The sequence below is a fragment of the Salipiger sp. ABN3_019 genome, from assembly GCF_056158605.1.
The window spans coordinates 976,740-992,522 of the sequence record NZ_JBSWTP010000010.1; the positions used below are offsets into that span (position 1 = coordinate 976,740).

Sequence of the window (15,783 nt, forward strand, 5' to 3'; positions counted from 1 at the left end):
TAAGGGGCCGCCGTGCTTATGACGGGCCGCTTGGCTTGTGCGTGGAAACCGTCAGTCGCAGCGCACCGACATGCCGCCGTCGACGACGATTTCGGTGCCGGTGACAAAGCGCGCCTCGTCGGAGGCGAGGAAGAGCGCCGCATTCGCCGTGTCACGCCCATCGCCCATCCAGCCCATCGGGATCCGTGCCAGCCGCTGTGCCAACAGCGCGTCCACATCGCCGCCCGCGCGCTGGCCTGCCAGTCGCGCCTCGACCATTGGCGTGTGCAACTGCCCCGGCACCACCGTGTTCACCCGCACGCCCTTGGGCGCGTATTCCACCGCCGTGACCTTGCCGAACTGGATCACCGCCGCCTTCGACGAGGCATAGGCCACCTGCGCCGCGCCGGTCCAACGGGTGCCCGAGGTCGAGGAGGTGTTGACGATCGCGCCCGAGCCCTGCGCCTCCATATGCGGCAGCACCGATTTGCAGGTCAGAAAGACGGACTTCAGGTTGAAATCCATCTGCCGATCCCAGTCGTCCTCGGAAAGCTGCGCCGCGCCGCCCTTGAACGAGCCGCCGACGTTGTTGACCAGAATGTCGACCCTGCCAAAGCGGGCGATGCAGGCCGCCACCATGGCCTCGACGCTGGCGCGGTCGGTGACATCGCAGAGATAGGGCTCCACCTCGTCGCCCGCATCGCGGGTGCGGCTCAGGGTCTCTTCCATCGTGTCGGCGCGCAGATCGACCGCGAAGATCTTTGCCCCCTCTTCGGCAAAGCGCACGCAGGCGGCGCGGCCATTGCCCCAGCCCGGCCCGACGCAGCCCGCGCCGGTGATGATGGCGACCTTGCCTTCAAGCCGCCGGGTCATGCGAGGTCTCCGAAATCGTAGAGCTTCGCGGGGTTGTCCACCAGCAGACGCTGGAGCGCGTCCGCTGTCGGGACGATCACCTTCAGCGTATCGACCAGCACGCCATCGTCCGGCGGTGCGGCGCGGAAATTCGGATGCGGCCAGTCGGTGCCCCAGATGGTGCGCTCGGGGTAGAGCGCGACCAGTTTGGCGGCAAAGGACGTTGCGTCGGCGTAGGGAGGTTCCTGCACCGAGCAGCGTTCGGAGCCCGAGACCTTGAGCCAGATATGCTCATTCTCGCCCAGCCGGATGAGATCCTGAAACGGTGCCTGATCCATCCCGAGGCTGGCATCGATCCGGCCCATGTGGTCGATCACCACCGGGCACGGCAATTCAGCCAGCACCGGCGCGAGCTCGGCGATCAGCTTTGCCTCCATATGGATCAGCAGCTGCCAGCCGTGCTGCGCCAGCCGCGGTGCCAGCGCGCGCAACTGGTCGTGGGTGGCGCCGGGCGCGAGATGCGACATGTAGTTGAAGCGCACGCCGCGAAAGCCCTGGGCGTGCATCTCGGTGATCTGCGCATCGGTGATCTCGGGCGAGGCGAGCGCGATGCCGAGGTACCGCCCCGGACGCGCCGCCATGGCGTCGGCCACCACCGAATTGTCATGGCCGTGACAGCCGGACTGGACGATCACGCAGCGGTCGATCCCGAGCATGTCATGCAGCGCGAAAAGCTCTTCCTTTGGCGCGTCGCCGGGCTTGAAGCCGCTCTCGGGCGCATAGGGGAAACGGGAGGTGGGGCCGAAGACATGCACATGGCAGTCGGCGGCGCCCTTCGGCAGGGTCAGCGTCGGGGCGCTGCGGTCCGGGTTCCAAGTGATCGGGGCGTCGTTCATGTCAGCTCCTTCGGCGCGTCTTGGGGCGGGGAGATGCGGAACACGTTGAGCGTGGCAGAGATCAGCGTGTAATAGCCGATGACTCCCACCAGATCGACGAGCCGCTGCGTGCCGAGCACCGCTTCGGCTTCGGCGTAAAGCGCATCGGGCACGTTGTTGGTCGTCAGCACAGAGACGGCGACGAGGTGGGTCACGCGCTCTTCGGCGTCACCGTAGGGCGGCTCGGCGCCGGTGCGCAGCGCCTCGACCAGATCGGGCGAAAGACCGGCCTTAAGCGCCGGGGGCTTATGCGCAAACCACTCGTATTCGGCGCTCCAGTGACGGGCCATGGTGAGGATCGCCAGCTCGCTCAGCCGCGGCTCCAGCGCGCTGTCATAGCGGCAATAGCGCCCAAGCTCCTGCGCCTTGGCGGCCAACTCGGGGCGGTGCAGCCAGACCGCGAGCGGCCCGCGCACGCCGCCGCGCGGGCCCGAGGCGATGGCCGCGTGGATCTCGCGCTGGCGATCAGTGTAGGTCTCGGGATCGGGAGCTGCGAGGCGCTGTTTCGGCCAATCGGTCATTGCGGGGCCTCCGTTGCCTTGAATGCGGGTTCGGCGGCGGCGAAGCGCTCGAGCCAAGACGCCAGTTCGGGCCAGCGGTCGCGCCACAGGACCGGCGCGCGCCAGTCGAGGTAGCCAAGCGCGCAGGCCAGCGAGATCGCCGCCGCGTCGGTACGGGCCGGGTCCGGCGGCAGGGCGGCGAGCGACGACAGCCCGCGCTCGACCTTGCCACGCTGGTGCGCCAGCCAGTCATCCGAGATTTTCTCGGCGCTGCGGAAGCGCCCTTCGTAGACCATCAGCAGCGCCGCATCGGTGACGCCGTCGGCAAGGCACGCGCGGGTCAGGCAGTGAAAGCGCGCCCGCCCCTCACGAGGGATAAGGCCGCGCCCCTCGGAGAGCGTGTCGAAGAACTCGAGGATCACCCGGCTGTCGTAGAGCGTCTCGCCATCGGTCATCAGGCAGGGCATCTTGCCCAGCGGATTCTGCTGGCGCAGGTCGTCGGCGGGATCGCGAGTGTCGGCGGCGACCAGTTCGATCCGCTCCGAAAGCCCCAGCACCTGCGCCGCCATCCGCACTTTGCGCCCATAGGGAGACGTCAGCGTGGTGCGCAGGATCGCCCGGCCGCCCTCCCCCGCGCCGCAAAGCGCGAGGGGTTTGTCGAGGGTCATGCTCATAGCATCGTCTCCGGCAGGAAGAGTGCGATTTGCGGCACAAGGCACAGCAGCACCAGCATCGCAAAGCCCGCCAGCACGAAGGGCAGCAGCCCTTTGAACACCTGCTCCAGCGAGACCCGCCCGTTCGAGGCCGATTGCACCACGAAGCAGTTGATCCCCACCGGCGGCGTCACCGCGCCGATCTCGACCAGCAGCACCACGAAGATGCCGAACCAGATCGGATCGAAGCCGAGGTTCATCATTACCGGGTGGGTGATCGGCAGGGTGATGGCCAGAAGCGCGGGCGCGTCCATCATCATCCCCAGCGCGAGGTAGATCAGCGAGACCAGCAGCACGATCACCCAGCGGTTCACCTCGAGCCCGGTCAGATAGCCGCCCACCGCATTCGCCACGCCCGAGAGCGCAAGGAACTTCGAGAAGACCAGCGCGCAGATCAGGATGCCGAAGATCATCGCCGAGGTTTGGATCGTTTCCAGCAGCGTCTTGCGCAGCTCCACGCCCTTGATCCCCCGGTGCCGGATGATCGCCAACAGGAAGGTAGCAAAGGCGCCGATGCCGCCCGCCTCGGTCGGGGTGAAGATGCCGACGTAAAGGCCCACCACGATCAGCAGGATGATCAGCACCAGCGGACCGGCCAGCTTCAGCGAGGCGAATTTTTCGCGCAGGGTGAAGCTGTAGCTTTCCTGCGGTGCCAGCGACGGGTTGCGCAGCACAGTCAGCCAGATGGCGAGGCAGAGCACGATGGCGAAGACGATGCCGGGGATGAAGCCCGCGATCAGCAGCGCGCCGATCGAGCTGTCGGTGAGGATGCCGTAGACCACCACCAGCGCCGAGGGTGGGATCATCACCGCCAATGTGCCCGCGATGGCGATCGAGGCCGAGGCGAGGCTTTTATCGTAGCCCCGGTCGAGCATCTGCGGCAGCGCCAGCTTGGTGAAGACGGTCGCCGTGCCCACCGAAGACCCCGAGGCCGCGCCGAAGGCCGCCGCGCCAAGCGTCGTCGAGATCGCCAGACCGCCGCGCAGGTTGCCGAGCCACTTGGTGGTGGCCTCGAAAAGGTCTTCGCCGAGGCCCGCGCGCATGGCGAAAAAGCCCATGAGCAGGAACAGCGGGATGACCGAGAAGTGGAAGCTGTGGGTGGTGTCGAAGAAGACGGTGCCAAGGATCGCCGTCGCGGCCTTGAAGCCGACGAGCGAGGCAAGGCCGAAGGCGCCCACAAGGCCCAGCACCACCATCACGTTGATGCCCAGCAGGATGCCGCCGAAAAGTCCGGCCACGCCAATCCCGCCAATCAGGAGCGAGCTCATTCCATCACCTCATCAGAGTCGTCGTCGAGCGTTCCGCCAAGCGCCACCCAGATCCCGTCGAGCAGGTACTGGATCGCCAGCAGGCCAAGGCCAAAGCAGATCGCGAATTTGATCGGCCAGATCGGGAAGCGGATCGAGCCACGTTCAAGCTCGCCGATGGCGAAGCTCTTGGCCGCCATCAGCCAGCCCGCGTAGGCGGCCCATGCGAACAGCACAAAGCCCGCCAGCATCGCCAGCACCTTGGCGGCGCGCGCGACGCCGTGCGGCAGGCGCTGGGTCAGCAGCACCACCTTGATGTGGCCGCCATGCATCTGGGTCAGCGCCAGAGACAGGAAGATGATCAGCGGCAGCGCGCTTTCGGTCAGCTCCAGCGTGCCGGTGACCGGCTGATTGAAGACGTAGCGCATCACCACATTGGCCACGACGAGCAGCATGACCGCGAAGATCAGCACGCCCGAGGCGAGGCCGCATAGCGACAGGAATGCGCCGTAGCGACGGCGCAGGGTTTCTAGCGTTTGCATCTTTCGGGACTCTTTCGAGGGAGAGGTCCCGCGCCGGGGGTACGCTTTGGCGCGGGACCGGTCACGTCCGGATCAGGACGGTGTGTCGAAGTCGAAGCTCTTGGCGATCTCGTCAGCCGGAACGCCAAGGCCGTTCGCCTTGTCGATCCATTCCTGACGCACGTCCTGCACGCCTGCATCGTCCAGAACGCCCAGCAGTTCTTCTTGCGGGAAGGGGATCACCTCGACGCCCAACTCGCCTGTCCAAAGCTCGCGCACGCGCGCCGCGTCTTCGTCGAGCACGCGGGCGTATTCCACGAGGTAGTCCTTGCCGAGCTGGTCGATGACAGCCTTGGTCTCGTCGTCCATCCCGTTGTAGCTGTCGAGGTTCATCGCCAGCAGGTGGCCAAAGGAGGCGCCCAGCGGAATCTCGATGTAGTATTTGGCAACCTCGTCGTACTTCCAACCGCGTGCCAGCGCCGGGCCGATCGGGGTGCAGTCGATGATCGAGCGCTGCAGGGCCTCATAGGCCTCGGAGGTGGCGATCGACACCGGCGACGCGCCGAGCGCCTCGATCAGCTTGGGATAGGCAAAGCCATAAGAGCGGATGCGCAGGCCCTTCATGTCCGCCGCGCTCTTCACCGGCTTGGTGCAGAGCAGGCCGTAATCCTCGAGCGGACGGAAGCCGAAGGCGTGCAGGTTCTGGCTTCCCAGCTCTTCGCTGAACTGCGGATAGGTGGCGTGCATCTCTTCCATGAACTGCCCCACTTCGAGGGTGTTCATCGGCTGCGGGATGAAGAAGCCGACCGCGTTGTTGAGCGGCATGAGATCGGGGAAATAGGGGGTGATGATGTCGCCGAAATCACCGACGCCCGCGGCCAGCGCCTCGGGGATCTCTCGGGTCTTGGCGACCGAGCCGCCCCAGAACACCTCGATGCTGTGCGTGCCGCCGGTGCGCTCGGCGAACTGGTCAACGAGCCACTGCGTGGTGATCGCCTGCGCGTCGCCCGCGCCCTGCGGCTTGAAAGTGATCCATTTGTAGGTGTCCGCCTGTGCCATGCTGGCAAGGCCGGTTGCCGTCGCGAGCGCAAGCGCCGACGACCGCAGGAATGCGTTCAGAGACATGTGTCCTCCCAAGGTTGCGGACCCTCCTCCGGGCCCGTCTGAGGCGATACTCGGAGATCGCCAGACATGATTCAAATACTGTTATATGATCGACGCGATACCTTTTAGGTATTGCTCAGCGCCAGATGCCGGACGCCACGAGGTCGCCGACGATGTCACGCACCAGAGCCTCGACCACCTGAATTGCCTTCTTGCCGCGCTGGTCGGCCTTGGTGGCGGTGCAGAGCGTCCATGCCATCTGCGGCTTTACGATGGGCCGCGCCTCGAGCGTGCCGTTCTGCACCTCCGAGAGCACCCCGCCATAGGTCAGGATGGTGAACCCATGGCCGTGCCGGACCAAGGATTTCAGGTGCCACACCCCATCCACCCGCTGCACGATGTTCAATTCGGCGCCGATCTCGTCAGCGTGCTTGTCGACGAGGATGCGCAGAAAGTTGGGGCGGCTCGGCATGATCAGCGGCATCGCCGCGGCCTCGGCGAGCGTGTAGCTGTCCTTGTCGAGCGCGCCGCAGGGGCCGACGACATTGAGGTGCTCGACCAGAAGCTCGGTGGTGACGATGTCGTCCTGCAGCGGCGCGTCATGCATCACCGCCAGCCCGATCTCACCCTGCGAGAGCTTGTGTTCGAGCGCGTTCGAAAACCCCTCGACGAAGCGCAGCTCGATCTCGGGATACTCGGCTTTGACCCGCGACAGCAGCGGCGGGGTGATGAACTCTCCCGGCGTCGGCGGCATCCCGACCACGACCACCCCCTGCGGGCGATCGGCATGGGCGGTGACATCGTGATGGGCCTGCGCGATCTGCGCCATGATCGCATAGGCGCGGCGCTGCAAGATCTCGCCCGCCTCGGTCAGTTCCATCCCCCGCGCCGTGCGGTTGAACACCTTGAGCGCCAGATCGCTTTCGAGCCGGGCGATCTGACGGCTGAGCGCGGGCTGGGCGATGCGCAGCCGCTCGGACGCGCGCGTCATGTTCTTTTCCTCCGCCACGCAGAGGAAATAGCGCAGGGTGCGCAGCTCTGGCTGCCAATCGCGCAGCGTGCTTCCGGTTTCGACCATCTCCCCCCTCCCTGGCTCAGTCGTCGGGCCGGATAAGCTCCCACGCCTCGGTGACGGTGGCATAGTCGCGATAGCCCATGCGCGAGATCGGCCGGGCCTTCACCGTGTCGAAGCGTCCGCCGGTGATATATTCGTCGCGAATGTGGGTCTGCACCACTTGCCCGATGACCATGAAACGGTCGATCGGCGTGCCGGTCCGGTCGGTGAGTTCGGTCACCGAAAGCGTCACGCATTCCAGCGCTGCCGGGCTTTCGGCGACGAAGGGCGCATTGGTCTCGATGCTGGTCCCGAGGGTCAGCCCCGCCTTCTCGAACTCATTGGCGCCGTCGGGCATGGCTTCGGACGAGATGTTCATCTCCTGCGCCAGCGCCTCGGTCGCCAGCGAGAAGGTGAACTCGCCCTGATCGCGCGCATTGACCACCGAGTGCTTCAGCCCGTCCGAGGTGAAGCAGATCATATGCGGGCTGTTGCCGATGGCGTTGAAGAAGGAATAGGGCCCGAGGTTCGGCACACCTTCGGCATTGCGCGTGCCGATCCAGCCGATGGGACGCGGCGCGATGATCGCCTTGAACGGGTCGAACGTCAGGATATCGGGGCGGGTATCGCCGTAATGCATGGGGCCTCCTCGGGAATTCACACGCTTTTCTAAGGCGAAGGCAGCCCGGAACACCATCGCTTTCGCGACGTCGCTGCACGTGCGGACGGCGTCTGGCTGAGTTCAAGGACTGGTGTTTGGCGGCGCTGACCGCTCTGCAGGTGCCATAAACGTCGCGCCCCTCCCCGTTAGAACGGGCGCGGACAGCGCTGATTTGCGCGCCAAAGTACAATCGGGCGGCGCCAGCAGGGCACCGCCCGAATAGACCACAACCGGTCAGAACGCTCAGGCGAAGAGCGCGTCGCTCGGCGTGAAGGCGAGCGTGTCGATGCGCATCGGCTCGTTGCCGCGATCACCGACGCCATAAAAGATGATCTCGTCGCCCGCTTCGATGTCGACGTCTTCGATCACGTGGTGCGTCAGGGTCTGCTTGTTGGCAAAGGCGCTGCCGAGGTTCTGATCCCAGTACCATGCTTCGAGCACTTCGTCATTGAGACGCACCTCAAGATAGGACACCCCGTCGTTCTCGTCGAAGTAATCGATGCGCATGTCATAGGTGCCCGACTCGCCCTCGAACGTGGTGGTCGCCGTCCCTTCATGCTGCGATTTGATGACCTTGCGGCCCGAAGCATCCCCCAAGCTGGCGGTCCGAAAGTCCCCTGAAAGATCAAAGTCCTCCGCCTCGATGCTGAATGCCTCGGCCGAAGCCCCTGTGTCGCGGCTCGCGGTGACCGTCTGCTCATCAGAGCTCGTATCCTCCTCGTCCGCGCTATCGTCTGGTGCGTAACTCAAATCGACAGAGACGGTCGGAGCGGAGCCGAACCCATCGAGCAGCCCGTTGATGTAATCCTCGATGTTGGCGATCCCGTTTCCATCCGCATCGCCCTGTGCATCCGCCTTGTTGACGTTCGACCCAAGCAGCACCTCATGGACGTCGGGAATGCCGTCGTCATCGCTGTCTTTCAGCGCCGAGGAACTGCCACGGTCAAGGTAGCCGCCCACATCCTTTGGCGCGTCAATAAGCTCGCCAGTATCGTTCAGCACCGTCTTGATGATGCGCTGATCGATCTCGCTCCGTTCGCCATCAATCATGACGCCCGCATGCGAAAGCACCCAGTCGAGAACCTTGCTCGTCGGGAGAATTTCCTCCGTCGCCGGATCGAAAACGAGGCCACTCTTGATCTTGTTGGTCGCATCGCCCCCGATTTCCGAGACATTGTCCGAAATGTAAAATGCATTGTCGCCCGAGCCGGAATTGACCCGGATTGCCGGGCGTCCGTCGGAATCGTCGCCGGAAATCATCACGTTGCCGATGGCATGAAGGCTCCCGCCGTGGACTTCGAGGCCCTGCCGACCGTAATTGTAGACGACGTTATTCACGAACTCGATGCTCTCGGAGGCATCTTTGACGATCGCGTTGCGTTGGTCGTTGCTGGCGAAAAGATTGCCGATGATGCTGATGTTGGAGCTGCCATCTCCGATCAGCATACCCATGCTGTGATCGCCCTTCGAGTGCGATGAATTCACCAGGCCTTCGGCGATGATGTTGTTCGACCAGGTGACATTGCTGGGGCCACCCCAGGTCGATGCGTTCTCGTCGATCGCCCAGGACAGCGAATTGCTGTCGATGATGACATTTTTGACCACACGTCCGTCCTTGCCGACCGAAATGCCATCTCGATTGTCCGGATCATGGCCATCTTTCGAGTCGCCCGGTCGCACATTCATGCCGCGGATGATCACATTGCTTTCGACGACACGCAGCCGCGCGCCGGTCACGGTGATGCCGCCCGGCGCCGTTTGCCCGGCCAGGGTGACATCACCGTTAATTTGAATTTGGTCAGTGAGGTCGATTTGTCCGCCGACCTCGAACACGACAATGCGAGGTCCATCGAGGTCCTCGAGCGCCCACCGCAGCGAGCCTTTTCCGGAGTTGTTCAAATTGGTAACCTTAACAACCTCACCACCACGCCCCCCGGTCGTGTTCGCACCAAATCCTTGCGCTCCCTCGAACGCCAACGTTTTATTGCTTTCTACGCCCATCTGAAAATTAATCCCGAAATTCATCCTAAGGTTGTAAGCTCTTGGTCTGACATGGAAAATGCTCAGACGCCCCATCCGCCCAGAGACATCTTTCGATGGGAAGCTTTGCCAGAGGATCTGGGAGATTTACCGCCGACAGGGCGCGAGCGGTTCTGCGCTCAGCCCCAGCATTCCGGGCGGTGTTCCGGGGAGATTCCTGCCAACTCCGCCCGGAATGCCGCCGTGCAGCGCCTGAATTGATCTGCATATTTTTCGAAACAATTGAGTTTTAATGGGTTATGTACGGAAACGTTAAGTGAGCGCCCAACATTTGTTCGGCGAACAATTGCCGGAGCGTCACAGGCGGAATTCCGCACTCTGGCTGCCCGAAAAACAGGCTTAGGCTCAATTTTCAGCACTTTTCGCTGTGTTTTGGGGTCAGCCGCCCCAAAATGAACGCAGTTCACCCGGCGCGTTCGTCCAATTGCGCTCGAGCAACCGTGCCCCCGGCAGGGGTGGTCGGCACCGCGCATGGTCGACGCTCGAGGGCCAACGGACGAGACAAGACTAACCGGAGACGTCCCAAACTTTCCAGCGCATTAGCCCGAAACCTTACGTCGCCCCGCCGTCGAAATGAGCCCGCAACATCAGCAAACCGCAGATGACGTGGCCTAAACGCCGCGCCGATCTACCTCCGGGGACAAGGGCCCACGCGGCCAGTGACCAGCAAGACCGAAGGATACCCCCCATGAAACAGATCGCGATCAAGGCACCCGGCGGGCTCGACAATCTCATCCTGTCTGACGCCCCGGACGCAGCGGCTCCCAATCCCGGTGAGATCACCGTCCGCCTTCACGCCAACTCTCTGAACTTTCACGATTACATGGTCGCGAAGCGCGAAAATGGTGCCGCAGACGGGCGCATTCCAATGGCCGATGGAGCCGGTGTGGTGACGGCGACGGGGGACGGCGTGACGGAGTTTTCTGTGGGGGATCACGTCGTATCGTGCTTCTTTCCCGACTGGCAGGACGGCGACGACCGCCCCTCCGATTTCGCGCGTGTTCCCGGCGACGGAATCGACGGCTACGCCCGCGAAACGGTGACCCTGCCCGCGACTTGGTTCACCCGCGCGCCGATGGGCTGGAGCCACGCCGAAGCCTCGACCATCACCACCGCCGGGCTGACCGCCTGGCGTGCGCTGGTGGTCGACGGCGGTCTGAAGCCCGGCGATACGGTCGCGGTTCTGGGCACTGGCGGGGTGTCGATCTACGCGCTGCAACTGGCCAAGGCGATGGGCGCAAAGGTTATCGCCACCTCCTCTTCGAACGCGAAGCTCGAGCAGCTCCGGGCGCTCGGGGCCGATCATGTCATCAACTACCGCGAGACCCCGGAGTGGGGCGCCGAGATGCAGCGGCTCGCCGGCGGGCGCGGCGTCGATCTGATCGTCGAGGTCGGCGGCCCGGCCACGCTAGCGCAATCGATCACCGCTGGCCGCCCCGGTGCGCATATCGCGCTGATCGGGATCCTGACCGGCGTCGCCGGCGATATCCCCACGGCCACGCTCATGCGCAAACAGCAGCGACTGCAGGGGCTCATCGTGGGCTCGCGCAAACATCAGCAAGATTTCGTTGCCGCGCTCGATACCCTCGAAATCCGCCCGGTCATCGACCGAAGCTTCGAACTGGCCGATCTGGCCGAGGCCTTCCGCTATCAGGAAGGCGGCGCGCATTTTGGGAAGATCTGCGTGACCATGTGAAGCTGGAAGGCCCCGGACCCGGAGGGAAACCGGTCCGGGGCCTTCTCGCTGTCCGCATCGCTGTGGCAGGCGTGCCTGCCCTGCCTTGGCGACGGGTCTCAGAACGTCATTGCGGGCGCCTTTCTCAAGGCGTGCGCAGCGGCGTTACGGGACAGATACCGCCGATACTCCCGGTTGAAGCGCTTCTCCAGCCCCAATCGTCGTTCCGTCCCGACTTAGTCAGTTTTACTTGGCCTCGCGCTCGCCTTCAAGTTGCAAGCGCCCTCCTCACGCGGGAACGCGGCACCTTCCGAGGGCGCAGAGGCAGAGCGCCCGGCTCAGCGCCGGCGGAAGGTCATATAGTGGGGCGTGCGGCCTTCGCGCAGGGCCTTCTGCTCGTAGCGGGTCGAGATCCAGTCGCCCCAAGGCTCGCGCCAGTCGGCGGGGCCTTCGGCGAGCCATTCGAACCCGGCTTTCGGCACTTCGACCATGGTCTGGCGCACGTAGTCGGGGATGTCGGTGGCAACGCGGAAGATCGCGCCCGGCTTCATCGCCTTCGCCAGCGGCTCAAGGTGCTCTTGCGTGACGAAGCGGCGTCGGTGGTGCTTCTTCTTCGGCCAAGGGTCGGGATAGAGGAGGAATGCCCGGTCGAGGCACCCGTCCGGCAGCACATCGAAGAGGTTGCGCGCATCGCCCGGATAGACCTTGAGGTTGTCCACCTTCGCATCGCGGATCTTACCCAGCAGCATGGCAACGCCATTGATGTAGGGCTCGCAGCCGATGATCCCCACGTCGCGATTGCTGGCCGCCTGATGCACCAGATGCTCGCCGCCGCCAAAGCCGACCTCGAGCCACACCGGCTTGCCGCCGAACATGGCGTCCATGTCGAGGGCGTCGCGCTCGGGGTTCACCTCCCAATCCACCGGCCCCGGCGACAACGCCGCCAGATCCTCTTCGAGGTAGGTCTCTTGGCTCGGACGCAGGGTCTTGCCCTTCACGCGGCCATAGAAATTGCGCCACGGGGCGCCGGGATGTTTGTTCGAGGTGGTCATGCGCCGCGATTTAACGGCGAAGCGGGCGCGGAGCAATCCTCTCCGCGCCCTTTTATGACAGGGCATGCGCGCACCGCAGCCGCGATGGCTTTGGTTGGCCCGCGCGATGCCGCCCCTCAATAGGGGAACGGATGCGCCTTGTGGGTGGCGTCGATACGTTCGAGCAGCTCGTCGGACAGTGTGACCTCCGCCGCGCCGAGCAGATGCTCGAGCTGGCCGAGGGTGGTCGCGCCGAAGATCGACGAGGCCACGAAGGGCCGCCTCGCCGACCACGCCAGCGCCATATGCACCGGGTCGATGTCGAACTCACGGGCAAGCTCGAGATAGGCCGCCACCGCCGGGAAGACACGCTCGGAGGCGCGTCCGCCCAGATCGCCGTTGATCGACATGCGCGAGGCCTCGGGCACTGCCCCATCCTGATATTTGCCGGTCAGCAGCCCGGCCCCGAGCGGCGAATAGGGCAGCAGGCCCACGTCTTCGTTGACCATCAGCTCGCCAAGATCGGTGTCGGCCATCCGGTAGAGCAGCGAATATTCGTTCTGCACCGAGGCGACACGCGGTCCGCCCACCTCATCGGCCAGGCGCAGCCATTCCGCGGTGCCCCAAGCGCTGTCGTTCGACAGACCGAAGGCGCGGATCGTGCCACGTTCGACTTCGCGCTGCAGCGCACCCAGAGCGTCGGCCATATGCTGGCGCGTCGCCTCGCGGTCCTGTTTCCACGGCGCGAAGGTCCAGTTCTGGCGGAAGGCGTAGCTGCCGCGGTTCGGCCAGTGGAACTGATAAAGGTCGATATAGTCGGTCTTCAGCCGCTTCAGCGAGGATTCGACCGCCACGGGGATCGTCTCGGAACTGATCGGAGCCTCGTCGCGGACCAGCTTGGACGGCCCGGTGTGCTTGCTGGCGAGGATCCATTCGCCGCGGCGACCGGTCTTCTCGAACCAATCGCCGAGGATTTCCTCGGTCCGGCCCACGGTCTCGGCACGCACCGGGTTCACCGGGTACATCTCGGCGGTGTCCATGAAATTGATGCCGGCGTCGAGCGCGCGCTCGATCTGCGCAAAGGCGTCCTCGGGCGGCGTCTGGTTGCCATAGGTCATCGTCCCGAGGCAGAGCTCGGTCACCGACATGCCGGTACGGCCCAGCGGATTTTTCTTCATTGGGAGTCTCCTGTTAGCGCAGGGGCGGACACTAGTGGCCTTTGCCGCGTTGCCAAGCCCCCGAGGCGCACATTGACTCTGCGGCAGCGCGCTTTGCACAGCATGCAGGCAATGCATAGGTCCTGAACAAGTCCGGACAAGCCCGGCACTTCAAGGAGAATTTCCCATGCCTTCCCTGCCATCCCAGCGTTTTGACCGTCAGACCGCCATCGTCACTGGCGCGGCCTCCGGCATCGGTGCCGCCATCGCCGAGCGTCTGGCCGCCGAAGGGGCCACCGTCATCATCGCCGATCTCAAGCTGGACGCGGCCGAAGCCATGGCCAAGACCCTGCCCCGCGCCATTGGGATTGCCGTGGATGTCTCGGACGAAGGATCGGTGGCCGCGCTGATTGAGAAGACCGTGAAACGCACCGGGCGGCTCGACCTGCTGGTCAACAACGCCGGGATCGGCGGCCCCGCTGCCACGGTCGGCGACTATCCGACAGAGGCTTGGCGCAAGGTGATCGACGTGAACCTCAGCGGTGTCTTCTATGGCATGCATTTCGCCATCCCCGAGATGAAAAAGACCGGCGGCGGCGCGATCGTCAACATTGCCTCGATCCTCGGCTCGGTTGGCATCCCCATGTCGCCCGCCTATGTCGCCGCGAAACACGGCGTGGTGGGGCTGACCAAAAGCGCGGCGCTGGAGCACGCGAGCGACAAGATCCGGGTCAACTCCATCGGGCCGGGCTTCATCCACACGCCACTTCTGGATCAGACGCTGGACGCCGCGACGCAGGATCACCTCGCCGGGCTGCACGCGATGAAACGCATGGGCACCCCCGAGGAAGTGGCCGCGTTGGCCGCCTTCCTGCTCTCGGACGAGGCGAGCTTCATCACCGGCTCTTACCATCTGGCCGACGGCGGCTACACGGCGCAGTAACCGCGCCCACCGCAGAGCCATTTTCCCTGAGGCACAAAAACGACGCCGCCCTGTCGCCTTCGGTCGCGACAGGGCGGCGCAGGCATGGCCCTAAGCCCCCATGCGCCTGCCACTTTCCTTCGCCGCCCTCTTCCTCTCCGTCATCCTGCAGCAGCTCTCGTCCGGCGGCGTCGGTCCGCTGGATGCGCTCTCGGGGTTCGCGCTGAATTTCACCACCGCGCAGATCGGCTTTCTCGGCTCGGCGCATTTCATCGGCTTCTTCATCGGCTGCTGGTGGGCACCGCGGCTGATGGGCTCGGTGGGCCATTCGCGCGCCTATGCTGCCTTCACCGCTGCCGGGGTGATCGGTCTTGTGGCGCACCCGCTGCTGACCACCGCCGAAGCATGGGCGGTCTTCCGCATCGCCACGGGCCTGTCGGTGGCCGGAGCCTATACGGTGATCGAAGCCTGGCTGCAGGCCGAGGTCACCAACCAGACCCGCGGCCGCGCCATGGCCGCCTACCGCATGGCCGACATGGGCGCGGCGCTGGTGGCGCAGATGCTGATCGGCGTGCTCGAGCCCGCGCATTACGTCAGCTACAACCTGCTGGCGCTGCTGTGCTGCACCGCCATGCTACCGATCACCCTGACCCGCCGCGCGCAGCCCGCCACGCCTTCCGCCCCCCGCCTGCGCCCCGGCCTTGCTGGCGCGCGCTCGCCGCTGGCGGTGGCAGGGGTCATCGTCTCGGCGCTTTCGGGCGCGAGCTTTCGGATGGTCGGCCCGATCTACGGCGCGGGTGTCGGGCTGCGGGCCGATCAGATCGGTCTCTTTCTTGCCGCCTACATCGCGGGCGGCGCGGCGGCGCAATACCCGGTGGGCTGGCTCGCCGACCGTGTGGATCGCCGCACGGTGCTGATCTGGCTGTCGGTCGCCTCGATCCTCGTGGCGCTGGCGACGGCGAGCCTGCCCGCCCTGCCCGCGCCTGCGGTGATGACCATGGCCGCGCTCTTCGGCGTCGTCACCTACCCGATCTATTCGGTCTCTGCCGCCCACGCCCATGACTTCGCCGACAGTTCCGAGCGGGTCGAGCTCTCGGCGGCGCTGATGTTCTGGTACGCGGTGGGGGCCATTGCCGCCCCCTATGGCGCCGCGCTGCTGATGGCCGCATACGGCCCGTCGTCGCTGTTTCTGCTGATCGCCGCCGGGCACCTCGTGCTGGTGATCTTCGGCCTGATCCGCATGCGCGCCCGCCCCGCCGAGCGCCGCACGCCATATGTCTACGCACCGCGCACCAGCTTCCTCATTGGTCGCCTGCTGTCGCGCCAGCGCGACGACAGAGAATAGAACCTCCGCTTCGTCTAGAGGCAAATATCCTCGGGGTAGCGCGAGGG

The 15,783-nt window shown here is 65.0% G+C and carries 15 protein-coding genes; 3 read left to right on the forward strand and 12 right to left on the reverse strand.

Annotated features, from left to right (window positions below; genetic code table 11):
- Window positions 1-51: 51 nt before the first annotated feature.
- The 10 genes from ACXAD2_RS26600 to ACXAD2_RS26645 all read right to left on the reverse strand — a co-directional run bounded on the left by ACXAD2_RS26600 (window position 52) and on the right by ACXAD2_RS26645 (window position 9,591).
- Window positions 52-852, reverse strand: a complete 801-nt coding sequence (locus ACXAD2_RS26600; protein ID WP_475177329.1) for an SDR family NAD(P)-dependent oxidoreductase — start codon at window positions 850-852, stop codon at window positions 52-54.
- Window positions 849-1,727 (reverse strand): amidohydrolase family protein, encoded by an 879-nt coding sequence (locus tag ACXAD2_RS26605; protein WP_475177334.1) that lies wholly within the window; start codon window positions 1,725-1,727, stop codon window positions 849-851. The genes ACXAD2_RS26600 and ACXAD2_RS26605 overlap by 4 nt, the downstream gene beginning before the upstream one ends.
- Window positions 1,724-2,287, reverse strand: a complete 564-nt coding sequence (locus tag ACXAD2_RS26610) for a carboxymuconolactone decarboxylase family protein (protein ID WP_475177339.1) — start codon at window positions 2,285-2,287, stop codon at window positions 1,724-1,726. Before ACXAD2_RS26610 ends, ACXAD2_RS26605 begins: the two co-directional genes overlap by 4 nt.
- The gene (locus tag ACXAD2_RS26615) at window positions 2,284-2,940 is read right to left on the reverse strand and encodes a glutathione S-transferase N-terminal domain-containing protein (protein WP_475177344.1); all 657 of its coding nucleotides are present in this window, start codon (window positions 2,938-2,940) and stop codon (window positions 2,284-2,286) included. The genes ACXAD2_RS26610 and ACXAD2_RS26615 overlap by 4 nt, the downstream gene beginning before the upstream one ends.
- Complete coding sequence (locus tag ACXAD2_RS26620; protein ID WP_475177348.1) at window positions 2,937-4,247, reverse strand: TRAP transporter large permease; 1,311 nt, start codon at window positions 4,245-4,247, stop codon at window positions 2,937-2,939. Before ACXAD2_RS26620 ends, ACXAD2_RS26615 begins: the two co-directional genes overlap by 4 nt.
- Window positions 4,244-4,768 carry a TRAP transporter small permease subunit gene (locus ACXAD2_RS26625; protein ID WP_475177352.1) on the reverse strand — a complete coding sequence of 175 codons (525 nt, stop codon included), beginning with the start codon at window positions 4,766-4,768 and terminating at the stop codon, window positions 4,244-4,246. Before ACXAD2_RS26625 ends, ACXAD2_RS26620 begins: the two co-directional genes overlap by 4 nt.
- Window positions 4,769-4,840: 72 nt before the next feature.
- Entirely contained in the window at window positions 4,841-5,872 is a 1,032-nt protein-coding gene (locus ACXAD2_RS26630) for a C4-dicarboxylate TRAP transporter substrate-binding protein (protein ID WP_475177354.1), read from the reverse strand.
- 115 nt (window positions 5,873-5,987) lie between these two features.
- Window positions 5,988-6,929 (reverse strand): LysR family transcriptional regulator, encoded by a 942-nt coding sequence (locus ACXAD2_RS26635; RefSeq protein WP_475177356.1) that lies wholly within the window; start codon window positions 6,927-6,929, stop codon window positions 5,988-5,990.
- A gap of 16 nt (window positions 6,930-6,945) precedes the next feature.
- Window positions 6,946-7,545, reverse strand: a complete 600-nt coding sequence (locus tag ACXAD2_RS26640) for a flavin reductase family protein (RefSeq protein WP_475177361.1) — start codon at window positions 7,543-7,545, stop codon at window positions 6,946-6,948.
- Between the two features lie 264 nt (window positions 7,546-7,809).
- Complete coding sequence (locus ACXAD2_RS26645) at window positions 7,810-9,591, reverse strand: hypothetical protein (protein ID WP_475177364.1); 1,782 nt, start codon at window positions 9,589-9,591, stop codon at window positions 7,810-7,812.
- Between the two features lie 703 nt (window positions 9,592-10,294).
- Here ACXAD2_RS26645 and ACXAD2_RS26650 point away from each other — a divergent pair.
- Complete coding sequence (locus ACXAD2_RS26650; protein WP_475177365.1) at window positions 10,295-11,302, forward strand: zinc-dependent alcohol dehydrogenase family protein; 1,008 nt, start codon at window positions 10,295-10,297, stop codon at window positions 11,300-11,302.
- A 317-nt stretch (window positions 11,303-11,619) separates the two neighbouring features.
- On the opposite strand, the gene trmB is transcribed toward ACXAD2_RS26650, so the two are convergent.
- Both trmB and ACXAD2_RS26660 read right to left on the reverse strand, forming a co-directional pair.
- Window positions 11,620-12,333, reverse strand: a complete 714-nt coding sequence (gene trmB / locus ACXAD2_RS26655) for a tRNA (guanine(46)-N(7))-methyltransferase TrmB (protein WP_164181343.1) — start codon at window positions 12,331-12,333, stop codon at window positions 11,620-11,622.
- 116 nt (window positions 12,334-12,449) lie between these two features.
- On the reverse strand, window positions 12,450-13,490 hold the full coding sequence (locus ACXAD2_RS26660) for an aldo/keto reductase (protein ID WP_475177372.1): 1,041 nt from the start codon (window positions 13,488-13,490) through the stop codon (window positions 12,450-12,452).
- Between the two features lie 166 nt (window positions 13,491-13,656).
- Here ACXAD2_RS26660 and ACXAD2_RS26665 point away from each other — a divergent pair, with 166 nt between their 5' ends.
- Entirely contained in the window at window positions 13,657-14,412 is a 756-nt protein-coding gene (locus tag ACXAD2_RS26665) for an SDR family NAD(P)-dependent oxidoreductase (protein WP_475177376.1), read from the forward strand.
- Between the two features lie 100 nt (window positions 14,413-14,512).
- Complete coding sequence (locus ACXAD2_RS26670; protein ID WP_475177380.1) at window positions 14,513-15,736, forward strand: MFS transporter; 1,224 nt, start codon at window positions 14,513-14,515, stop codon at window positions 15,734-15,736.
- Window positions 15,737-15,783 lie beyond the last annotated feature (47 nt).